This window comes from Pseudovibrio sp. JE062, assembly GCF_000156235.1.
GTDB lineage: Bacteria > Pseudomonadota > Alphaproteobacteria > Rhizobiales > Stappiaceae > Pseudovibrio.
This window is the reverse complement of the sequence record NZ_DS996816.1, coordinates 77592-98751: the sequence shown is the minus strand read 5'-3', so window position 1 is coordinate 98751 and position 21160 is coordinate 77592. Positions and strand designations below refer to the sequence as shown.

Annotated in this window: 20 protein-coding genes; 14 read left to right on the top strand and 6 right to left on the bottom strand. The window is 51.3% G+C overall.

Annotated features, from left to right (window positions below; all coding sequences use genetic code 11):
• Nucleotides 1-4: 4 nt before the first annotated feature.
• The 3 genes from PJE062_RS23750 to PJE062_RS23740 all read left to right on the top strand — a co-directional run bounded on the left by PJE062_RS23750 (nt 5) and on the right by PJE062_RS23740 (nt 2991).
• Entirely contained in the window at nt 5-901 is an 897-nt protein-coding gene (locus PJE062_RS23750) for a carbohydrate ABC transporter permease (RefSeq protein ID WP_008552559.1), read from the top strand.
• A 15-nt stretch (nt 902-916) separates the two neighbouring features.
• Entirely contained in the window at nt 917-1198 is a 282-nt protein-coding gene (locus PJE062_RS23745) for a DUF2160 domain-containing protein (RefSeq protein WP_037038130.1), read from the top strand.
• Nucleotides 1199-1272: 74 nt separating this feature from the next.
• The gene (locus PJE062_RS23740) at nt 1273-2991 is read left to right on the top strand and encodes an ABC transporter substrate-binding protein (RefSeq protein WP_008552567.1); all 1719 of its coding nucleotides are present in this window, start codon (nt 1273-1275) and stop codon (nt 2989-2991) included.
• 151 nt (nt 2992-3142) lie between these two features.
• Here PJE062_RS23740 and PJE062_RS25890 read toward each other — a convergent pair whose 3' ends face one another.
• Complete coding sequence (locus PJE062_RS25890; protein ID WP_008552583.1) at nt 3143-5068, bottom strand: acyltransferase family protein; 1926 nt, start codon at nt 5066-5068, stop codon at nt 3143-3145.
• 272 nt (nt 5069-5340) lie between these two features.
• Between PJE062_RS25890 and PJE062_RS23730 the strand changes: the two genes are divergently transcribed.
• From PJE062_RS23730 to PJE062_RS23720, 3 genes are all read left to right on the top strand, one after another.
• A complete protein-coding gene (locus PJE062_RS23730; RefSeq protein WP_008552578.1) occupies nt 5341-5727 on the top strand; it encodes a hypothetical protein in 387 nt (128 codons plus the stop codon).
• 149 nt (nt 5728-5876) lie between these two features.
• Nucleotides 5877-8030 (top strand): 3-hydroxyacyl-CoA dehydrogenase NAD-binding domain-containing protein, encoded by a 2154-nt coding sequence (locus PJE062_RS23725; protein ID WP_008552512.1) that lies wholly within the window; start codon nt 5877-5879, stop codon nt 8028-8030.
• Nucleotides 8031-8185: 155 nt separating this feature from the next.
• Nucleotides 8186-8392, top strand: a complete 207-nt coding sequence (locus PJE062_RS23720; RefSeq protein ID WP_128647471.1) for a hypothetical protein — start codon at nt 8186-8188, stop codon at nt 8390-8392.
• Here PJE062_RS23720 and PJE062_RS23715 read toward each other — a convergent pair.
• The gene (locus PJE062_RS23715; RefSeq protein ID WP_008552622.1) at nt 8389-8748 is read right to left on the bottom strand and encodes a helix-turn-helix domain-containing protein; all 360 of its coding nucleotides are present in this window, start codon (nt 8746-8748) and stop codon (nt 8389-8391) included. The genes PJE062_RS23720 and PJE062_RS23715 overlap by 4 nt on opposite strands.
• A gap of 109 nt (nt 8749-8857) precedes the next feature.
• Between PJE062_RS23715 and PJE062_RS23710 the strand changes: the two genes are divergently transcribed.
• Together PJE062_RS23710 and PJE062_RS23705 are read left to right on the top strand one after the other, a co-directional pair.
• Nucleotides 8858-9331: an ester cyclase gene (locus PJE062_RS23710; protein ID WP_037038128.1), complete on the top strand. Its 474-nt coding sequence runs from the start codon at nt 8858-8860 to the stop codon at nt 9329-9331.
• A 186-nt stretch (nt 9332-9517) separates the two neighbouring features.
• The gene (locus PJE062_RS23705) at nt 9518-10375 is read left to right on the top strand and encodes an alpha/beta fold hydrolase (protein ID WP_008552524.1); all 858 of its coding nucleotides are present in this window, start codon (nt 9518-9520) and stop codon (nt 10373-10375) included.
• A 62-nt stretch (nt 10376-10437) separates the two neighbouring features.
• On the opposite strand, the gene PJE062_RS23700 is transcribed toward PJE062_RS23705, so the two are convergent.
• The 3 genes from PJE062_RS23700 to PJE062_RS23690 form a co-directional block, all read right to left on the bottom strand.
• Complete coding sequence (locus PJE062_RS23700; RefSeq protein WP_208982464.1) at nt 10438-11250, bottom strand: hypothetical protein; 813 nt, start codon at nt 11248-11250, stop codon at nt 10438-10440.
• Between the two features lie 406 nt (nt 11251-11656).
• Complete coding sequence (locus PJE062_RS23695; RefSeq protein ID WP_008552509.1) at nt 11657-13879, bottom strand: esterase-like activity of phytase family protein; 2223 nt, start codon at nt 13877-13879, stop codon at nt 11657-11659.
• 122 nt (nt 13880-14001) lie between these two features.
• A complete protein-coding gene (locus PJE062_RS23690; RefSeq protein WP_008552596.1) occupies nt 14002-14751 on the bottom strand; it encodes a YafY family protein in 750 nt (249 codons plus the stop codon).
• A 71-nt stretch (nt 14752-14822) separates the two neighbouring features.
• Between PJE062_RS23690 and PJE062_RS25885 the strand changes: the two genes are divergently transcribed.
• The 3 genes from PJE062_RS25885 to PJE062_RS23675 are packed head-to-tail and all read left to right on the top strand — an operon-like array spanning nt 14823 to nt 17232.
• Entirely contained in the window at nt 14823-15152 is a 330-nt protein-coding gene (locus PJE062_RS25885; RefSeq protein ID WP_157039319.1) for a hypothetical protein, read from the top strand.
• Nucleotides 15145-16293 (top strand): DNA alkylation repair protein, encoded by a 1149-nt coding sequence (locus PJE062_RS23680; protein ID WP_008552588.1) that lies wholly within the window; start codon nt 15145-15147, stop codon nt 16291-16293. Before PJE062_RS25885 ends, PJE062_RS23680 begins: the two co-directional genes overlap by 8 nt.
• Nucleotides 16294-16341: 48 nt before the next feature.
• Entirely contained in the window at nt 16342-17232 is an 891-nt protein-coding gene (locus PJE062_RS23675; RefSeq protein WP_083793305.1) for an ABC transporter six-transmembrane domain-containing protein, read from the top strand.
• A 47-nt stretch (nt 17233-17279) separates the two neighbouring features.
• Here the strand turns inward: PJE062_RS23675 and PJE062_RS23670 are convergent, their stop codons facing one another.
• Nucleotides 17280-18047 carry a Crp/Fnr family transcriptional regulator gene (locus tag PJE062_RS23670; RefSeq protein WP_208609282.1) on the bottom strand — a complete coding sequence of 256 codons (768 nt, stop codon included), beginning with the start codon at nt 18045-18047 and terminating at the stop codon, nt 17280-17282.
• A gap of 273 nt (nt 18048-18320) precedes the next feature.
• Here PJE062_RS23670 and PJE062_RS23665 point away from each other — a divergent pair, with 273 nt between their 5' ends.
• From PJE062_RS23665 to PJE062_RS23655, 3 genes are read left to right on the top strand one after another with little or no spacing between them, the layout of a single operon-like run.
• A complete protein-coding gene (locus PJE062_RS23665) occupies nt 18321-19394 on the top strand; it encodes a cytochrome-c peroxidase (protein WP_008552624.1) in 1074 nt (357 codons plus the stop codon).
• Between the two features lie 12 nt (nt 19395-19406).
• Nucleotides 19407-20549 carry a cytochrome-c peroxidase gene (locus PJE062_RS23660; RefSeq protein WP_008552612.1) on the top strand — a complete coding sequence of 381 codons (1143 nt, stop codon included), beginning with the start codon at nt 19407-19409 and terminating at the stop codon, nt 20547-20549.
• A gap of 12 nt (nt 20550-20561) precedes the next feature.
• Nucleotides 20562-21158, top strand: coding sequence for an arsenate reductase (azurin) small subunit (locus tag PJE062_RS23655; protein WP_008552535.1), 597 nt, complete (start codon nt 20562-20564; stop codon nt 21156-21158).
• Nucleotides 21159-21160: the final 2 nt, after the last annotated feature.

The window sequence follows — 21160 nt, the reverse complement described above, 5'->3', positions numbered from 1 at the left end:
CACCATGTCGACAACAACTGGAACTGCTACAATTGATGGTGGTGTTGCTGCTGGTGGACAAGCTCCACGCAGCCGGGCCCGCGCGAAGGCACAAAGAACAGGAAGCCGTTATTCCTTCCTCGTGCCAACTCTGTACATCACGTTTTTGATGCTGCCGATCTATTGGCTCTTCAATATGAGTTTGAAGACCAACCAGGAGATCCTGAGCAAGTTCACCCTGTGGCCGGATGAGCCGACGCTCGCCAACTACATGGTGATCTTCACAGACCCTAGCTGGTACAGCGGTTACATCAACTCCATTACCTATGTGGCGCTGAACACGGTGATCTCCGTGGCGGTTGCGCTGCCAGCGGCTTATGCGTTCTCTCGCTACAAGTTTCTGGGTGATAAGCACCTGTTCTTCTGGCTGCTGACCAACCGTATGGCACCTCCGGCGGTGTTTGCGCTGCCGTTCTTCCAGCTTTACTCCGCTTTCGGCCTGATCGACACGCACATTGCTGTGGCTCTGGCGCACTGTCTGTTCAACGTGCCGCTGGCTGTGTGGATCCTTGAAGGCTTTATGTCCGGCGTTCCGAAAGAGATCGATGAGACTGCGTATATCGATGGCTACTCCTTCCCGAAATTCTTCGGCAAGATCTTCATGCCTCTGATTGCAAGCGGCATCGGCGTGGCAGCGTTCTTCTGCTTCATGTTCTCATGGGTTGAGCTGCTGATTGCCCGTACGCTGACAACCACGGCTGCCAAGCCGATTGCGGCGACCATGACCCGTACGGTTTCAGCTTCCGGCATGGATTGGGGTGTACTCGCCGCGGCTGGAATCTTGACCATTATTCCGGGTGCGTTGGTGATCTACTTCGTACGTAACTACATCGCTAAGGGCTTTGCCCTGGGCCGCGTTTAATCAGGAGAGCAAGGCATGGATTTTTCTTGGATGGCCTGGACGCAGCCAACAGCGATTTTCTTTTCCATGATTGCGCTGTTTCTTTCCGGAATGGCGGTTTGGGAGTGGTTTGTGCCGGGGGGAAGCCCGCGGCATGGCATTTTGAGATTTGAGACAACACGCGGTGACCGCTTGTTTGTCTCGCTGTTGGGCAGTGCGTTTATCTGCCTGTTTTGGCTTGGGTTTGTTAGCACAAACCTTTGGTGGGCTCTGTTGGTCTGTGTGGCATATGCGTTTTGCGTGTTCCGCTGGGTTTAGGAATGAGCTTTTTTCTCCGCACTGACGTCTAGGGGAACTGTCAGTGCAATAAATTATAGTCGGGAGGAATATATATGAGACGTCAGCTATTAGCGTCCGTTGGCTTTGCAGCCATGATCTGTGCTTCCAGCTCTGCATTTGCAGACATGGAAGCCGCTAAGAAGTGGGTGAGCGACGAGTTCCAGCCTTCTACTCTTTCTCAGGAAGAGCAGATGAAGGAAATGGACTGGTTCATCAAAGCTGCTGAGCCTTTCAAAGGTATGGAAATCAAAGTGGTTTCCGAGACCATTGCGACCCACGAATACGAAGCTAAGGTTCTTGCAAAAGCATTTACCGAAATCACCGGTATTAAAGTTACTCACGATCTGATCGGTGAAGGTGACGTTGTTGAGAAGCTTCAGACCCAGATGCAGTCTGGCGAGAACATCTACGACGCGTACATCAACGACTCCGACCTGATCGGTACTCACGCTCGTTACCAGCAGGTTCGTAACCTGACCGACTGGATGGCGAACGAAGGTAAAGACGTAACTCTGCCAACTCTGGACATTGAAGACTTCATCGGCAAGTCCTTCACCACTGGTCCGGACGGCAAGCTTTACCAGCTTCCTGATCAGCAGTTCGCGAACCTTTACTGGTTCCGCTATGACTGGTTCACCAACCCAGACATCAAAGCTCAGTTTAAAGCGAAATATGGCTACGAGTTGGGTGTTCCGGTTAACTGGTCTGCTTACGAAGACATCGCAGAGTTCTTCACCAACGACGTGAAAGAAATCAACGGCGAAAAAGTCTATGGCCACATGGACTACGGTAAGAAAGACCCATCCTTGGGTTGGCGCTTTACCGATGCATGGCTCTCCATGGCTGGTGCTGGCGACAAGGGTATCCCGAACGGTCTGCCAGTTGACGAGTGGGGCATTCGTGTGAACGGCTGTTCCCCAGCTGGTTCTTCCGTTGAGCGCGGTGGTGCAACCGATGGTCCTGCAGCGGTTTACTCCATCACCAAGTACATCGAGTGGCTGAAGAAATACGCTCCGGCTGAAGCACCAGGTATGGTGTTCTCTGAAGCTGGTCCAGTTCCGGCACAAGGTTCTGTTGCTCAGCAGATCTTCTGGTACACAGCCTTCACCGCAGACATGGTGAAAGATGGTATTCCAGTTGTGAACGCAGACGGCACTCCTAAGTGGCGTATGGCTCCTTCTCCGAAGGGTGCATACTGGGAAGAAGGCATGAAGCTGGGTTATCAGGATGCTGGTTCCTGGACTCTGATGAAGTCTACTCCGGAAGATCGTGCGAAAGCTGCATGGCTGTACGCTCAGTTCACCGTTGCAAAGACAACTTCTCTGAAGAAGTCTCACGTTGGTCTGACCTTCGTGCGTGACAGTGACGTTCGTGATGCATCATTCACCGAGCGCGCACCTAAGCTAGGTGGTCTGGTTGAATTCTACCGTTCACCAGCTCGCGTACAGTGGACCCCAACCGGTACCAACGTTCCTGACTATCCAAAGCTGGCTCAGCTGTGGTGGCAGAACATTGGTGATGCATCCTCAGGCGCGAAAACTCCTCAGGAAGCTATGACTGCTCTTGCTGCTGCTCAGGACAAAGTTCTGAAGCGTCTTGAGCGTGCTGGTGTTCAGGGCGAGTGTGGTCCTAAGCTCAACGAAGTTAAGGATCGCGACTACTGGCTGAACCAGCCAGGCGCACCTAAAGCCAAACTGGCTAACGAAAAACCAACTCCGGTCACCGTTGACTACGACGAGCTGATCAAGAGCTGGGCAGACGCTTCCAAGTAAGCGCTGCTTCTAAGGTGTCCATCATCGGAAACAGAGGTCGTTTTCGATGATGCGCTTCCAAGACTAAACGAGAAACCCGGTGCCGTAAGGTGCCGGGTTTTTTGTTTTTGGCATGAAGATCGCTCAGGAAACACTATTAGCCGTGTTAATCTCAATTAATAGTATTCACAGGTTTGAGAGACGACGCAAAAAAGTCTTTCAGTTTTAAAGATGCAGTTTCAGTCAGGTGATGCCTATCGAACATAAGATACTGGCCGTCTTCTGAGATCGGCGAAAAGACATCATTGTCGTATAATGTTGGAAGATAATCTACGGTTTTCACAAACTCAAAGTTTTCAGCTAGTTGGTCAAAAACTTTAAGCTGTCTTGTGCGTGTGTAGTTATCCTGTTCAAAGTTGATGAGGCAAGGGGAGTAACTTGCTTCTTGAAATGCGTGCATGCAAGCCTCTAAGGAGGTACTGCTATCTGCGAGTAAAGGCCCATCTTTTACAAGATAGATAGATATTCCTTTTCTTCTGAATCGCTTCATATAAGAAGAAAAGTTACTTCTAAACATTGAAGCCTTTTCACCGAATTTCAGGTCCGAATTCAGCGGTATATGTTTGTCGCGTGAGTCGTTTAGATGACCTCTATGAAATGAAGTTACAAAGTAATCGCCTTGTTTGGAGACTTTAAGCAGATGCTCTAATAGCCGGTCAGATGCAACCGGTTTACTCAAAAACGAATAGGGATAGTCGTTCTGATTTTCTGTATTGATGAAATAGAAACGTTTATTCCGCTGTGCAGCGACTGCTCGAAGAGCAAACGTAAGTTGTGCAGCATGACTGTCGCCAATGAGATAAATGTCACCATTGCCGGATGTTTTTCCGTTGCCTAAGCATTCACTGAGTGGGTCTTCAAACTTACTTATATTTGCAGCACCATGGCATTTGATACCAGCCCAGGGTTCAGGTTTGTCTGGAAAATCAAAACGAAATCGGGCTCCGTCAGTTAAAATCAGACTTAAGCAAATCAATCCAATTACTGATGCAAAAGATGGCGCGATAATAAAGATTTTTTTTCTGCTGAGGTGCTGCTTGTTCCTGAAGGGAAGTTCAATAAACCTCCAAGAGAAAACCGATAAAATAGCTGTAATACCGATAAGTGTGAAGGCTGACATGCTCTCGAGTTCGATACCATAGATTCGGCGATAAAACGCGAACACAGGTTGATGCCATAAGTAGGCTGAATAGCTTAGGAGTCCGACACTTACCAGTATTTTGTTGCTGAGTAATTTTGCCGTGTATGTTCTTTCACCCGCAAACGCGATGATTAATACAGTGCCAATTACCGGAACAAGAGTGAAGATACTGGGAAACGGTGTTAAATCATTGAAAGTAAAGATTGCAAAAATAATTGCTATCAGGCCCAAAAACGACAATAGATTGTTACTTTGAACGCTTCTCTTTTGCAGGAAAAAAGCGACCAAAGAACCAGAAAGTAGCTCCCAAGCCCGCGTAGGAGCTAGGTAAAAGTTCGCTGTTGCGTCAGTTCGCCATCCCCACTCGCTTAAAATGAAACTAACTATTGTAATTGCTATAGTTGCGAACAGTACCCTATGCCGACAATGTCGCCATAATATTACAAGAAAGATAGGGAATACAACGTAGTATTGCTCTTCAACAGCTAAACTCCATGTATGCAGGAGTGGAGTTAATTCTGCCTCTGTTGCAAAGTAATCAGAATTTTTCCAGAAGAAAATATTCGATACAAAACCAAATACTGATAGCAAGCTTAAGCTATACTCTTCCAAATCAGCTGGATACAGGAAAAAATAAGCTAATAAAGTCGTTGTAGCAAGGACAGTGAAGAGAGCGGGTAGTATCCTTCGAGCTCGTCGCTCGTAGAAAGTTAAGAGACTAAACCGATTTTGCTCAAGGTCATTTATTAGAATTGTGGTGATTAAGTAACCGCTGATCACAAAGAAAACATCTACACCTATGAAGCCTCCTTTGAAGTGCTCAAAACCGACATGGAAGAAGATAACAGGAACGACTGCGACTGCTCGCAGCCCGTCAATTTCGGCGCGGTACTTCAAGTTTACAACCCTAGAAAATTTTCATCGTACTTAACTGAAGGCATTGATCTTAGCGGACCATACTTGTGGCAGTCCAACAAGCATTCTGCCTTTGTTGGGACACCTATAGGGACAATTTTTCTAACTAGCAATCCCACTAGATTCTGCTCAAAAGAGAAGATGTAATAAGTCATGGACTTTAAGCCCCAACCAATGTGGTTGTTTCGTCTTCTGGTTGTGGTGTGCTAGGTAGATCTCGCGATGTCTTGGTCAGATTGAGGGAGGCTGCTGCTGTGAAGTGCCTACGTATCTACGCAACACCGGATGGGGAATCGCATTTCGATGAAATTGAGATACCGACCAATCAGGTGTCGGTGCATCCAGATGCTGTGCCGTTTGATGTGACTGCCAGCTATTCGGCTTCACGTGTCCGCATCACCCGTATTCCGGCTGGGATGCGCCAAGTGGAATGGCATACGGTTCCTGATCGATGTTTGACTGTGCGGCTTGATGGGGCGGTTGAGTATGAGACCAGTGATGGTGAGGTTCGTACTGTAGAGGCTGGGGAGTTTTTGATGATTGAGGACACGCATGGCAAAGGCCACCTTTCGCGCCATTCGCAGGAGGCTCAGACTGTGATCTGGATTTCCTTGCCTAATGGGTTGGAGGAGCCAGCTTAGACGGTGAGGTTCGCCGTATTTTATCGCTTATAATTCCGCATATCGGAATTGTATTTTACAACTGGAATTCCTGCCGCGCCCTGCTAAACTACGTGGAATTGCGAATGGTAGTGCGGCGCGGGAGTGCGCTTTGCCTCAGGGAGTTTCGAGTGTCTTCTTCATTTAAGTCATCAGGTCAGGTTTCCTATGAATTGCGCGGTGATGTTGCGGTTATGACCGTGAGCAATGCGCCGGTGAATGCGTTGTCTCTGGCGATCCGGCAGGATCTGGTTGCGCGCATCAAGCAGTTTGAGGAAGACGAAGTGGCGAAAGCTGCGGTGATTGTTGGGGAAGGCAAGGTGTTCATCGCCGGGGCGGATATCCGTGAATTCAAGCGTCCTGCCACTGAACCGCATCTGCCTGATGTGATTGATGGTATTGAAGCCTGCTCCAAGCCTGTGATTGCGGCTATTCATGGTGTTGCGCTCGGCGGCGGGCTTGAAGTTGCGCTCGGCTGTCACTTCCGTGTTGGGGTGAAGGGCGCCAAGGTTGGTCTGCCGGAAGTGCATCTGGGCATCATTCCGGGTGCAGGTGGTACGCAGCGACTGCCGCGACTTGCGGGCTATGAGAAAGCGCTGGAGATGATCCCGAGTGGTGCGCCGATTGGGGCGGATGCTGCGAAGGCTGCTGGTATTCTGGATGGTGTGAGCGAAGAGGCTGATGCGGTTGCAGCAGGTCTGGCGTTTGCGCGGTCTGTGATCGACAACGGAACTCCGCTGCGCCGTTGTTCCGAGTTGGTTGCTCCTGCGGTTGATGCTCAGGTGTTTGCGGATGCCAAAGCTGCTGTTGCCAAGCGGGCGCGTGGTCAGAAGTCGCCGGTGGTTTGTGTTGAAGCCATTGAGATGGCCAGCCAGACCAGTTTTGCGGATGGCATGGCGAAAGAGCGTGAGATGTTTATGGAGCTGAAGAACTCCGCTCAGCACCGTGCGCTGGCGCATGCTTTCTTTGCGGATCGGGCTCTTGGCAAGCTTCCAGAGATTGAGGGCATTGCTCCGCGTACGCTCAAGTCCATTGGTGTGATTGGCGGCGGAACCATGGGCGCAGGCATTGCGACTGGTGCGCTGATGAATGGGCTTTCCGTCACGCTGATCGAGCGTGATGATGAAGGGCTTGGCCGGGCGAAGGCGACGATTGCCAAGAACGTTGGCGGTGCCGTCAAGAAAGGCAAGCTTTCAGCGGAGCAGGAGCAGCGGATTTTTGATGAAGCGCTGTCCTTGAGCACGGACTATGTCTCGCTTTCTGATGTAGATCTGGTTGTTGAGGCGGTGTTTGAAGACATCGACGTGAAGAAGCAAGTGTTCCAGAAGCTGGATGAGGTTTGTAAGGAGGGTGCCGTTCTGGCAACCAACACCTCCTATCTGGATGTGAACGCCATTGCCGCCGTCACCAAGCGTCCGCAGGATGTGATTGGGCTGCACTTCTTCTCTCCGGCACACATTATGAAACTGCTGGAAGTAGTGGTCGCGGATAAGACAGCTCCAGACGTGATTGCGACTGGTTTCCAGCTTGGCAAGATCATGCGCAAGGTTGCTGTTCGGGCTGGTGTTTGTGATGGCTTCATCGGCAACCGCATTCTGGCAACCTATCGTGCTGCTGCAGATGCGATTGTGGTGGATGGTTCAACACCGTTTGAGGTGGATGACGTGATGTTAGAGTTCGGTTTCCCGATGGGGCCGTACGCGGTGTCTGATCTGGCCGGTCTGGATATCGGCTGGGCGACTCGCAAGCGGAAGGCGCCAACCCGTGATCCACGTGAACGCTATTTCACATTTGCAGACCGCATGTGTGAGCAAGGTTGGTTTGGACAGAAAACCAGCAAGGGCTATTACGTTTATGAGGATGGCGCTCGGAAAGGGACGCCAAACCCGGCTGTACTCGACATTCTGACAGAAGAACGCAAGGAAAAACAAATCAACGCACAAAATCTTTCAAAAGAGCAGATCCTGGATCGCTACATGGCGGCGATGGTGAATGAGGCTGCGAAGGTGGTTGAGGAAGGCATTGCTTTGCGGCCATTGGACGTGGATATGACGCTGATCTACGGCTATGGATTCCCGCGTTGGCGTGGTGGCCCGATGCAGTATGCCGATGAGATTGGTCTGGAGAAAATCCTCAGCAATATCAAGGCGTATGCACAGGAGGATGCCTACTTCTGGCAGCCCGCAAAACTGCTGGAGGAGCTGGTTGCTTCTGGCCGGACCTTTGCTGATCTGAATGCAGAGAGCGGGAATAACTCAGCAGCTAAAAAGCACGAGAACGCTTGATTCTCTTCAGTTGCATCGCCATCTTTTAGTGGTGTACCCTTGGGGTAGCTCTGAAACAGCGCACATAGCAACGGCGCTGTTTTGGATGTTTGTTTGCGTATTCTCGTTCAGAAACCGCTGTGTGGTTCTCAGAGATATGCCCGTTGGAGATGGTGATGCTGAATTTTCTGGAATATGTGACCGGACGAGTTATCGCGATATTGTTCGCAATGGCTTTGCTGGCATTTATCCTCCTTGTGATCGGGTTTGCCTCAGGCCTGATGCTGGCCATCATTGCCATCACTATTCCCCTTGTGATCCTGAAGATCCTGTTCGGTAAGAACAAGCCCAAGATCACCTATCACTATGAGCGCAAAGACTAGCTTATCGGGAAGTTTTTAATCTCGTTCTCGCCCCAGGTTTCCATTGCCTGAAGGACTGGCTGCAGGGATCTGCCTTTTTCAGAGAGAGAGTATTCCACATGGGGCGGGACAACTTCCATTACCATACGATCGACAATTCCGTCTGCTTCCAGTGATCTCAATTGGGCTGTGAGCAAGCGTTGAGAGACGCCGGGCAGTCTGCGCTTCAGCTCGTTGAAGCGGCATGGAGCGGGCAAAAGCTCGTATATAATCAAGAGCTTCCATTTTCCATTGAGAACGGTGAGCGTTCGGCGCACCGGGCATGTTTCGTAGCCAACGAATGCTCCACTTGGTGTGTCTGTGCTGTCATCGCTCATGGTATGCAGTACCTTTTTGTATACTAGCTGCTAAAATAGTGCGTACTAGACGTTCTGCTTCTTTGATTTCATATGGGGTTTGCCTAATGAAAACAAGGGAAACACACCAATGAACAAACTGAAGCTTGCTGTAGCAGGTGCAGCTCTTGCCCTTTCAACTGCCGTTGCAGGTGCGACTGAAGCTACTGATCTTCTGAGTAAATTTTATGAGGTTGCCGACAGTCGTCCGTTTGACCGCGCGAAACTGGCTGAGTTCTACGCAGACGACATGGTGGACCACAACGGTCATGATGGCCAAAACGCCAAGCAGTCCGCGCTGGACACCTTCACGGCTCTGGCAGTTGGTGCGCCGGACTCCCGCCATGAGCTTGGTATGGTTGAGCCGGTTGGTGATGATAAGGTTCTGATTTACTGGCGCTATAAAGGCACAAATACCGATGGTCTGTTCGGTTCTGAAGCGAACGGTAACACCTTTGATATTGCTGGCTTTGAGGTCTACCGCGTTGAAGACGGCAAGATCCGGGAATTCTGGCATGTTGAAGAGCTGGCTTCCATGGGCGAGCAACTTGCTACCAAGAAATAAGCGATAAGGCCCGGGGTGTTCCTCCGGGCTTTCTTTTAAATCGTGTTTGCGTGATCGGGGAAAATGAGATTGTTGGCTTGATCTGGCCGTGATTACCGGTTTTGCTAGTTGCAGCTTTGAGAGCAGAGATTGCCTGTCTTATTAGTTTGTTGATTTAGCTTTTGAATTTGCATTGAGGAATATGTTGTGAAGCTGCAAGATGGAACACTGAAACTTTCCAGTGGCCGCGTCCTTGCGTGGAGTGAATGGGGCGCTGCAGACGGGCGGCCTGTGATTTTGTGTCAGGGTGCAGGGATGGCCTCGGCCATTCCGTTTGGAGAGCAGGCTGCAGCAGATCTTGGTCTGCGCATTCTCTCCGTTGATCGTCCTGGGCTGGGGAACTCCGAGGCTGATCCTGAGAAAAGTTTTGAAAGCTGGGCAGCGGATATCAAAGAACTGCTTGATTTTGTGAAAGCTGATCAGGCGTTTGCGATTGGCTTTTCGCAAGGCGCTCCGTTTGCGTTGGCGCTGGCTGATGCTGGTCTTGTTGATGGCGTTGCTGTTGTCTCCGGTCAGGATGAGCTGGCCTCTCCAGAGCTATTTGCTATGCTTCCTAATGAGTTGAAGGGCATGGTTTCGCTTGCTTGTGATGATCCAGATCGTCTTGAGGCAGACATTGCAGGCATGGCGACAGCTGATTGGTTGTGGCAGATGATTGAAGGGATGAGTGGGCCTGAGGACAGTGCGTTTTATGCCTCAGCATCGTTTGCTCCACTTTATCGAGATGTGCTTGCTGCCGGCTTCTCTCAGGGTGCTGCCGGGTATGCCCGTGATACTGGGCTTGCCATGGGGCGTTGGTCGTTCAACGTCGAAAACATCAAGCAGGACGTGCAGTTATGGTATGGGCTGAAGGATACAAGCCCAGTCCATTCGCCTGATTTTGGTGCGACACTTGCTAAACGCCTGAACCGCTCCGAGCTGAATCAGGTTGCAGAGGAGGGGAGTGCGATCCTCTGGACCCAAGCTGATGCTATTTTGCGTAGGCTGGCAGAAAGCCAGCGCTAAGCAGAAGGCCCGGCGAAGAAGCTTTGTCGGGCTTTATGCATTCAGTTGGGAGGGTGCCAAGCTCAGACGGGCAGGAACAACTCTCGCACTTCGGAGCTTCTGGCTACTGGCGCATCGTCTGTATGAAGTGTCTGGTATCTATGCGTGTCATCTGAGATGGCTGTACTTGTGCCGTGATAACCTGCAACTTCAACTTTGTCGAAGCCAACTTCCTTCAGATCATTTGCAAGCGATTGGGCAAATGGGACCACCTTTGTGCCGTCCAGTTCGGGATCTTCCGGGGCGTCTATATAGCCCGGTTCAGCTGCCAGTTTGAGTTCAGCTGGATCAAATGACTCTGGCTTGGTTGTATCAGCGCTGTAGCAACTTGCGACACGGATGTCAGAGAAAGACTTGTCCAGTCCACCTTTGGAGAGTTGCTCGGCAAGATCTCTTGAGGAGACTATTTCATAGCCTTCTTCACTGGCGCTCCGTTTACTGGATATCTCGTTGGAGCCGGAAGAGCCATGACCGAGAACATAAAGCTTGTTTTCGCTGCTCTTCAATGTGCCCAGAATGCCGGTGTTTTCATTGCTGATAATGTCTGACTGCTGCAAAACATGAGCCTCGAAAGTGTAGTTTTGCGCTAGTTTCATCATGGCTTTGTAATCATCTGAAGACACAAAATCCAGAAGCTCAAATCCTTCAAGGTTTAGTTCTGAGATGACTGCATTTGCTGTCTGGCGCATGTCGCTGGCTTGTGTATGCTTTTTTTCAATCAGTTGCTGCTTCAGGGTTTCCAGCTTGGTCTTGTCTGCGTCATTTGCCACGATGATATGGCGTGGCTCTTTGCCAGTGGTGTTTCTGGTTCGATTAGCGCCTGCGGCGTAGTCCAAAATATCTTCAGATGCAAAGGGGGCGTAGTAGAAGCCCGTTTTTTTAGGGGTATCTGTCTGTGAAGTGGAATAACTCAAGTTAGTGGCTTGTGCATCCTTTGCATTAACTTGCGCGAAACTTGTGCTTTGATCTATTTGCACAGTTGTTTGTGGTGTATTTAAATTAGATATAGGCATATGTGCACCGAGTTTATTGAGAATCAGAAGTATTTATCTGACTTCACTATTGGTGCGTTGCTTGGGTGGCTGTTGTATTATTTGATACAGCACGTATAGATTGTTTATACGTGATAATATCTACCTGATTTAAGGCTGCGGAGGGACACCGCCAGAATTTTCCAATCACGGCATTGAAAAACCCGGCGAAATGTTCCGCCGGGCTGTTCTTCATTCAGTTGTGTTGCTCTTAGTTCAGCTGTGCTGCATCGCCCATGGAGAAGAAGAGGCTTTCTCCGCTGGCATCATCTACGCCGTCATTGTCGGTAGAGACGAGGATGCGGCCATCGTTGGTGATAGCCAGCCCTTCCACCTTATCTGGTGTCCAGCCATTGGTTGCGGACATGGCTGGCAGCAGATCGAGAACGACTTTCTTGGTCAGCACTGGAAGTTCGGTGCCGTGTGGTGCAGGCGTGATGCCTTGCAGTGAGATCGTGGTTACCTGCTTGATGGCTGCTTCCTTACCGCCTTTGTTGTCACGCTCCAGAATAGCGAACTTGCCATTGCCGAGAGCTGTGATTTCGGAGAGGCCAACCCAACCACCGGCGGAACTGCGTGGCGCGTCCAGCGGGTAGTGAACGAAGCCCCAGCTTTCATCCTCAGGGTTGTAGATGCCGATTTTGGTCATGCCTTTCGGATCGTCGTTCCACTCACGCTGAACTGCAACGGCTACGAGGGTTTTGCCGTTCACCTCAAACTCGGCCACGCCTTCCAGTGAGAAGCGCTTGGCTTGTGCGATAAGGCTTGCTGGCAGTTTGATTTCTTTCTGGATCTCACCATTGGCAGAGGCCTGAAGCAGGTAGTGTTCCATTTCCTTCTTCGCATTGCCTTCAGATGCCAGCCAGAAGCCACCCTCTTTGCGCAGGGCGATGCCTTCCAGATCGTACTTTTTCGCGGTGCCGCCTGTCAGATCCATGTGGCCTGTGATTTCAACAGGCTGTTTGGAAACGTCCAGCGTGAAGATGCGGGCTTTGTCGTAGAAGCTGTCAGAGACGGCGTAGAGTTTGTTGGCATCGTCTTTATCTGCCACCATGCCGGAGATTGCGCCCCAGCCGATTGGTGCGTTGGTTTCCGGATCAATGTTGGAGACCAGCTGCGGGTACTCAGCAGAGGTTGCGCCAAACTCGTAGAGGCCAACGTGGGCGCGGACTTTGTCTTCCACATTGTCCTTCTCGTTGGCGACAACGAAGAGATTGCGGGACGGTATCGCCAGCAGGCCTTCTGGGCCAATGTGAGTTGGCAGGAACTGGACGAACTCAGGTTTACCGCCCGTGTCGCGATAGACCGCGACGAAGTTTCCGCGCTCGGAGTTTACGAAGATCAGGGTTTCTCCGCCGAACTTGCCAACAGTTACGCCCTCAGGCTCAGTACCCTTCTTGTGTGCGCGCTTGGCAGGGTAATGCCCGTGGGACATGGCCAGATGTTCCATCTGGTTGCCGCTGTCGAACTCGATGGTGCCGTCTTTGTTCCAGATGGTGAAACCACGAGAGCCGCCTTTGTAATCCCCTTCGTTGGCTGTCACGAAGCGATTGCCATCAATCCAAGCCACAGCATCCGGTTCCCGAGGAACGTCCACCTTCGAACCAGAGGCATCAGAGAGACGCGCCTTCTTAACCGGCACGTTTTCAGCGGTTGCTGTACCGGCTGAGAAGTGGTTGATTATCTTGCCGGAATCCAAGTCCACGATGGCGAGGTGGTTATTTTCCTGAAGAGTTACAACAGCTTCGCCCTTGCTGTTGATGGCGACGTATTCTGGTTCTGGGTCATCGCCACCTTCTGCCGCAAGGCCTGTCATTTCCACGGTGCGCACGGCATCGCAGTTTGTCGGCATGCCGTTGTTGTCCAGATCGAAGATGGTCAGGAAACCTGCTGGCAACTGAGGTAAAGCGCCGTCGTTCAGGTCTTCGTCACGCTCGTTTTCAATAGCAATCGCGAGGAACTTGCCGTCTTTGGAGACAGCCACAGAGTCAGGCTGGCCTTTGACATCGCACTTTGCGGTGATCTGTTTGGTCGCCAAATCGATGACAGCGAGGTAGCCGGACGGCTTGGTGTAGCTTTCGGAGGTGTTTACACCTGCAAGTGCATACTTGCCTGAAATCGCTACAGAAGTGGGCTCGCCACCGAGTGCGGTACGCCCTGCTGGAACTGGCTGTGCGGCGTTGGAAGCATCGAGGAAGACGATCTCTTTCTGAGGGCCATCGGTAAAGGCGAGGGTCATGCCGTCTTCAGAAGCGGTAATGATTTCTGCCACGGTTTCCGACTTGCGGTCTACGCCTTCTGCCAATGTTTCGTAAACCGGCATGGTCGCGATGCGTTTGAAGAACTTTGCTTCAGATGCAGTTACAGCAGAAAGGCCTGCTGCCAGCATGGCAACCGAAATGCCGCCCATAAGTGAAGTGCGAAGAACGCGCATGAAAATCCCCTGTCAGAATAGTTTTGCGGTTAAGTGCTTTCTGGTTAGGGGCCCCGCATGGCAGGCCTATGAATGTTTGTTGAAGCTTTGATGACGTGGTGCGAAACCCAGAGAAACGGTGCTTAAGGTGTCGTTGGTTCTATGCCGTCGATGGCCTCTATGAAGGGTTGTCTGGGTTTTAAGGGGAAGCTTTTTGCGAGCATTTGGGCGGATTTTATGCGGTCGAGGCGGAAGGTGCGGACGGCGTTGCGCAGGTGGTCCCAGGCCATGATGTACCAGACCGGATAGCTCAGGAAGAGGTAGTGCGGTTCGATGGTACGCTGGGAGAGATTGCCGTTCTGATCACTGTACTCGATCTGGATGCATTTGCTCATCAGAAAGGCTTCGTTGATTGGGCTCATGGCGTCGCTGTCGATTTCCTCAAAGGATCCATATACATAGACCGAAGCCGTTCCGCCGATCCAGATGCGGGACTTCAGAGTGTCGACCCGTGAGCGCAGTTCCGGGGAGAAAGAGGCGATCAGTTTTCGGCGGATTGGCTTGAGATTGGCCAGCAGGAGAGGGGAGTGCATGCTCTCAGCGATGGCGAGGCTGATGAGCAGATCGATGGCCTCTTTATACTCCAGCTTGAGACGACCAACTCCCCAACGGGATTGCAAGCGAATGCCGCCGCCGCGGCCTTTGTCCGCTTCGATCGGCAGGCCGCGTTCACGGAGTAACTCCAGATCCCGGAACAGGGTTCTTTGAGAAATACCGAGTTCTTTCGCCAGATCATGGGTTGTCGGGCACTCGCCGGACTTCAGCAGTGTTTCTATTTGTTCAAGTCGATCTAAGCGCTCCAGCGCGGTTGCTCTGGTTCTCTCTGTGGTCATGAAAGAAATGTGTCATTAAATGGCATATTTGTCCATACAAACGGGTCATCGAGACTTCTAAGGAAATAATGATGACCAACCAAGTGATTGAGTTTGCTCCTTTTCATCTTGCTGCTGATAAGACGGAGGCGGATCTTGTCGCTGCGTCTGAGCGGTTTCAGAGTGAATTTCTGGATGGGCATAAGGGCTTTGTGCGTCGTTCACTTGTGAAGCATGAGGATGGTGCTTACGCTGATATTGTAGTCTGGGCGGATAGTAGCGCGAGTGAGCGGGCATTTGCTGCGGCTGGTCAGCATGAAGCTGGGCAGGCGTATTTTTCAATGATTGATATGAGCCGTGAGCATCAGCCTCGTAAAGCGGGTGCAATGGAGTTCTTTAGCGTGGTGGGGACTTATGGCTGAGCCTTTTAAAGAGGTCTTCAATCAAGCCTCTATCCAACGTGTGGCCTCTGCTTTGGCGAGGGTTCATCCTGCGTTTGACAGTGCTGGTTTTATGGTGGAAGCGCTGGAGGGATTGAGTGACCTGGAGCTAAAGGAGCGCTCACTTCATCTGGCACGTTGTCTGCGTCGTTATCTGCCGGAAGATTATAGCGATGCGCTCTGGATCATGATGGCGACGCTTTCTGCGCCGCTGGCTATGGATGACGAGCCTGTCTGGGAGCATGAAGGGGATGGGCTCTATGGTTTCATCACCATGCCGTACTCAGACTATGTTCTGCTTTATGGTCTGGAGCACTTTGAGCTTTCCATGGCGGCCATGAAAGAGATGACCAGTCGGTTTTCTGCTGAGTTTGCCATTCGTGCTTTCATCGAGCGCTATGAAGATGAAGCGATGGTGTTGTTGACTGAATGGGCCGCGGATGAAAGCGCCCATGTGCGGCGGCTCGTTTCTGAGGGGACGCGACCACGGCTGCCATGGGGGCAGCGCTTGAAGGGGTTCATTGAAGCGCCGGAGAAGTGTTTGCCTTTGTTGGAGGCGTTGAAGGATGACGAGACCGAGTATGTGCGCCGGTCTGTTGCCAATCATCTCAATGACATCTCAAAGGATCATCCAGATCTGACAGCTGAGGTGTGTAAGAGATGGATGGAAGAGCCTTCTGAGCGGCGGAAGCGGATGGTACGCCATGCTCTGCGGAGCAACGTGAAAGCCGCGCATCTGCCGAGCCTTGCGGTGCTCGGGTATGATCCTGAACATGCGCAGGTTGTCTCTTGTGAGCTGCGGGATAGCCGTGTCGAGTTTGGCTCCAAGCTTTCCTTTGCTGCTGAGATCGCGAACTCTTCCGACCAGCCGATTTCTTACATGCTGGATTTTGTAATCTACCATCGGAAAGCCAACGGGACTTTGGCACCCAAGGTGTTCAAATGGAAGCGCGGGGAGTTGCGTGCAGGGCAGAAGCTCTCTGTTACAGGTCAGCATAGCATGCGGCCCATTACGACCCGGCGGTATTACGATGGTGAGCACAAGCTTGCGGTGCTGCTGAATGGGATAGAAACGGCAGTTGGTTCTTTTGAGCTGGTTGGTGTTGAGGAGATGGTGGCTTAGCTCTGCAACGGGCAGGCCTTGACACAATGAGATAATAGATTATCTAAAATGACAATCTATTATCTTCGTGTTGAGGACTTAATGCGTTTAGAGGGGCATCTTGGGCTTTCTACCATTGTGAAGACCTTTCCTTATCGGATCTGTCTGACATGGGCTGGTGTGCTCGCAGAGAATTTTCTGATGGCGTTGATCCCGCTGCTGATCGGGTTTGCCATCGATGACCTGCTGCAGGGTGCCTATGATAATGTCATTATAATGGGTGCCGTGCTTGTCGGGCTGACGGTGATTGCTGTTGCCCGACGGATTTATGATACTCGCGCCTACGGTACCATCCGCGTTCATCTTGGCGCTGCACTGGATCAGAAGCATCAGAATAAACCGGTCTCAAAACGGGCTGCGCGGCTGAACATGAGCCGGGAGCTGGTGGATTATCTGGAAGGTGAAGTACCTGAGGTGCTTTCAGCTGTTATTCAGATCGTTGTAGCTATGGTGGTGCTCGCCGGGTTCCATTTGTTACTGTCGGCCTCTGCATTTGCAGTTGTTCTCCTGATGCTGCTGACCTATTCGGCGTTTAACAGCCGATTCTATCTGTTGAACTCCTCGCTCAATGCGGAGAGTGAAAATCAGGTGAATGTGTTGGAGCGGGGTAGTCGGAAAGGTGTCTGGCGGCATCTGAGAGCTTTGCGAACTCATGAAGTGCGGCTTTCAGATACGGAAGCGATCGTTTATGGCGTGATCTTCCTGTTTCAGATTGCCTTCATCGTCACCAATCTGGTGCTTGCAGCTGGCCTACCGGATATGAGCACAGGGATGATCTTCTCTATTGTAGCGTATTCATGGGAGTTTGTGGAAGCTGCCATCATGCTGCCCATGACGATGCAGAGCCTGACCCGTCTTAATGAGATCACGGCGCGTATTAATAATGTAGAGGAAGAGTAGGGCTGAAAGAGCTGGTAGTTCGCCAGCTCTTGTGTTTGCTGATTTGATCAGCGGTGGTTGGACAGGCGCGGGCGTGCGCCGTTGGCGATCTTACGTAGGCCTTTGAAGTCCAGAACTTCAATCTTGTGTTTGCCGATGAGTTTGACTGCGCCTTCTTTCTCCAGACTTTTCAGAACACGGCTGACGGTTTCAGCGCGCAGGCCGAGGTAGTCCGCGATAGACTGTCTGGAGATTGGCAGAGTGAACTCTTCTACGAAGCGCGGGATGTTCATGCGGTTGCGCAGTTCAAAGATAAAGGAGGCCATGCGCTCTGTTGGGGTCTTCTTGCCCAGATCAGAGGAATGGTCGAACTGCTGGTGCATGATGTCTGTTGCGCGGCGCCAGTAAATGCGGCGCAGATTTCCATCTCGCAGGAGAAGTTCTTCGAACACATTGCGTGGGACAAGCTTTACGGATGTTGGCGCAAGCGCGACAACCTCACCGGATGCATGTCTGTCCGCGCGGTTCATGTCGAGGTATTCGCCCGGGAAGCGGAGTGTCAGTAGAGAGCGGCGGCCATCACTTAAATGACTCTCGACAGCAATCACACCAGTGAGGACTGCAAAGACAACTGGTTCCGGAAAGTCTTCGGGTGCCAGCTGATCACCTTCGTTCAGCTCGATGGTTCGGGCGGTGCGAAGTTCAGCTCTGTCGAAGTGAAGATGCATAGGGCGGCAGATGCATTCTTCGCCCTTAAAACCGCAGGTTTCATGAACACATTCAAAAGATGGTTGGTCAGGCGATGACGCTATCTTAGGAGGGGTTGTCCCCGACATGCGTTAAGCTCCCCGCTTATTACGTGATTTGGCGTAAAGTCCCCTGTAGTAAAGGACATTGATATAAATCAATATTCTAAGGATTACTTTTATTCAACATTTTGTTACCGGATGAAGGTGAAAAAATATCATTGTTTAGAACTCTTAAATCCAGCTTCTGATTGCAATCAATGAATGCAGTTCAACCCCATGCAGAAATAATGCGTATTCGGGGATCGACGCCGCTTGGCAACGAATCCAGGCGGCGTCATCCTAGGCAAACTGGGGGTAACAATGCGCCTTCTCGTCGGTATGTCGATTGCTTTGATGACAAGCACTGCGGCATTCGCAACAGATTTAGGGCCTGTTGCAAAAATTGAGCAGAATCCTGCTCTTGTAGAACTGGGAAAACGCTTATTCTATGATAGCCGTTTGTCTGGTGACACCAACCTTAGCTGTTCAACATGTCATGATCCAGCTAAGGCGTTCACAGATGGCGAGCAGCTTTCTACCGCATATACAGGTACAGAAGGTTTCCGTAACACGCCAACACTGGCGAACGTCGGACACCGTGCTGCATGGATGCATGATGGCCGTTTGGGTACAAACCTGAACGACGTGTCTCGTGGTATGATCACAGAGACCTACATCATGAACATGGATATGCGTATTATGCAGGAGCGCTTTAAGCAGGATCCTGTTTACGTTGAAATGTTTAAAGCTGCGGGCAAGGGCGAACCATCCAACGGTGGTGCTCGTGGTGCTTTGGAAGCATTCCTTAAATCCATTACATCTCAAGGTTCCGCGTTTGACCGTGGTGAGCTGACCGTCGCTGAGAGACGCGGTTATGAACTCTTCATGGGCAAAGCAGGATGTTCATCCTGTCACTCCGGCAACCGCTTCACTGATGATCAGCCACACAATACCGGTGTTCCAAACAATCCGGACATCTGGTCTGATCCGCTGCGTCACATCACCTATGTGACTTACGCGAAGTTCATGGGCGTAGAAAACTACATGAACCTGCGTGAAGACCAGGGTGCATACATCCGGGATCACAAAGAAGAGAACAAGCGTTCCTTCCTGACCCCAACTCTTCGTGAGCTGACCTACACCGCGCCTTACATGCACAACGGCATGCTGGCGACCCTTGAAGACGTTGTAGAATTCTACAACCAGGGCGGTGGTGATGATGTCAACAAAGACTCACGTCTGAAGCCACTCAACCTGAAGAACAGCGAAAAAGCCAATCTGGTCGCGTTCCTCAAGTCCTTGTCTGGCGACAGCTTCGATACTCCTGAATACGTTTGGACAGCCGACGACTACTCTTACGAGTTGATCGAAGACTGGAAAAACAAGAAGAACTAGGGGGCTGCTAAAATGACAACATTCAAAAAAACCATTAGTGCGATTGCACTTGCTGGTGTTTCCATTGTTGCAGTGGCAGCTGGTGTTCAAGCGGCTGAAAAACGCCCGGCAGAACTGGCTCCTTTGGGAGAGCCTCCTTCTCCACCAGATAACCCAATGACACCTGAAAAGGTTGAGCTGGGTAAGCTTCTGTTCTTCGATCCACGCCTGTCCGGTAACGGTGCAATGCCTTGTTCGGCCTGTCACCTTCCAGAACTTGGCTGGGATTTCCCGGACAAGATCTCTCTGGGCTACCCAGGTACTGTTCACTGGCGTAATTCACCAACCATCGTGAACTCTGCTTACTACGGCAATCTGTTCTGGACTGGTGTTTCCAAATCTCTGGAAGCAGAGGCCCGCACAGCTGCACGTGGCGGTGTTGCCGGTAACGGTGAAGACGACATGATGGAAGCACGCCTTGCGTTCATTCCTGAATATCGTGAGCGCTTCAATGACGTGTTCGGCACAGAATATCCGCTGATGCGCGACGCTTACATGGCGATTGCTGCATTCGAACGTTCCATCGTTCAGCGCGATACTCCGTTCGACCTGTACATGCTGGGCGATGACAATGCTCTGTCTGACCAGCAGAAGCGTGGTATGGAACTGTTCACCGGCAAAGCAGGTTGTTCAACCTGTCACGACGGTGCTCTGATCTCCAACCAGAAGTACTACAACCTCGGCGTTCCAGCTTATGACGGCTGGGAAGATGATGAGCTTGCACAGATCACCTTCCGCTTCGAGCTTTATGCAAAAGGTTCCACGGAAGAGAAATATCGCAAGTGGAAGGACGATCCGGGCCTTTACTTCGTGACCAAGCAGGAAGCTGACCTCGGTAAGTTCCGTGTGCCTTCTCTGCGTTACACCAAGTACACCGCTCCTTACATGCACAACGGCATGCTGGAAACTCTGGAAGACGTAGTTGAATTCTACAACCAGGGTGGTGGCACTAACGACTGGGCAGCAACGAAAACTGACCTGATCAAACCTCTTGGTCTGACCGACAAAGAGAAAGCTGATCTGGTGGCCTTCGTAGAAAGCTTCTCTGGCGAGCGTCTTCTCATGGAAACACCTGATCTTCCTGAGTATGAACCGCTTCCGGCTGTAGCGAACTAAGAGGAGATGGAGATGACACATCAACCTAAGTCCGTCTCTCCTGAGATGATTGAGGTCGTTAACGGCCCTGAGGAAATCGCGAAAACTGGCAAGCGCTGCGTGATGACACGCCGTCAGTTCCTGCTGACTTCCGGTATTTCTACCTTCACCGTAATGGTGGCACTGAAGTCTGGTCCTTCCTCCGCGAAGGTGCCTGCAATGGTCTCCACTTATGAGCGCAAGTTCATTTGTAAGCTTTCTGATCTGAAAGAAGACGAGCCATTTGACTTCAGCTACCCAGATGATGGCGCTTACTCCGAGTCCATGATTGTTAAGCTGGGCAAGGAAGCTGGCGGCGGTATCGGTACTGACAAGGACATTGTCGCGTTCAACTACACCTGTACTCACCAGGGTGGTCCGCTGCAGGGTACCTATCAGAAAGGTGATAAGGCGCTGGGCCCATGCCCACTGCACCTAACCACCTTTGACCTAACCCGTCACGGTATCTTCATCTCCGGCCAGGCTTACCAGAGTCTGCCTCAGGTTCTTCTCGAGCTAGACGGCGACGATATCTACGCTGTTGGTATGTTCGGGCTGATCTATGGCCGCTACGACAATCTCAAAGGGTGAGG

Excerpts from the sequence above, each read along its gene's own strand:
- PJE062_RS23745 (WP_037038130.1), top strand. The coding sequence starts at position 917 with ATGGATTTTTCTTGGATGGCCTGGACGCAGCCAACAGCGATTTTCTTT.
- PJE062_RS23675 (WP_083793305.1), top strand. The coding sequence starts at position 16,342 with ATGACAATCTATTATCTTCGTGTTGAGGACTTAATGCGTTTAGAGGGG.
- PJE062_RS23715 (WP_008552622.1), bottom strand. The coding sequence starts at position 8,748 with ATGAGCGATGACAGCACAGACACACCAAGTGGAGCATTCGTTGGCTAC.
- PJE062_RS23665 (WP_008552624.1), top strand. The coding sequence starts at position 18,321 with ATGCGCCTTCTCGTCGGTATGTCGATTGCTTTGATGACAAGCACTGCG.
- PJE062_RS23690 (WP_008552596.1), bottom strand. The coding sequence starts at position 14,751 with ATGACCACAGAGAGAACCAGAGCAACCGCGCTGGAGCGCTTAGATCGA.
- PJE062_RS23670 (WP_208609282.1), bottom strand. The coding sequence starts at position 18,047 with ATGTCGGGGACAACCCCTCCTAAGATAGCGTCATCGCCTGACCAACCA.
- PJE062_RS23655 (WP_008552535.1), top strand. The coding sequence starts at position 20,562 with ATGACACATCAACCTAAGTCCGTCTCTCCTGAGATGATTGAGGTCGTT.
- PJE062_RS23740 (WP_008552567.1), top strand. The coding sequence starts at position 1,273 with ATGAGACGTCAGCTATTAGCGTCCGTTGGCTTTGCAGCCATGATCTGT.
- PJE062_RS23660 (WP_008552612.1), top strand. The coding sequence starts at position 19,407 with ATGACAACATTCAAAAAAACCATTAGTGCGATTGCACTTGCTGGTGTT.
- PJE062_RS25885 (WP_157039319.1), top strand. The coding sequence starts at position 14,823 with ATGACCAACCAAGTGATTGAGTTTGCTCCTTTTCATCTTGCTGCTGAT.
- PJE062_RS23710 (WP_037038128.1), top strand. The coding sequence starts at position 8,858 with ATGAACAAACTGAAGCTTGCTGTAGCAGGTGCAGCTCTTGCCCTTTCA.
- PJE062_RS23695 (WP_008552509.1), bottom strand. The coding sequence starts at position 13,879 with ATGCGCGTTCTTCGCACTTCACTTATGGGCGGCATTTCGGTTGCCATG.
- PJE062_RS23680 (WP_008552588.1), top strand. The coding sequence starts at position 15,145 with ATGGCTGAGCCTTTTAAAGAGGTCTTCAATCAAGCCTCTATCCAACGT.
- PJE062_RS23750 (WP_008552559.1), top strand. The coding sequence starts at position 5 with ATGTCGACAACAACTGGAACTGCTACAATTGATGGTGGTGTTGCTGCT.
- PJE062_RS23720 (WP_128647471.1), top strand. The coding sequence starts at position 8,186 with ATGCTGAATTTTCTGGAATATGTGACCGGACGAGTTATCGCGATATTG.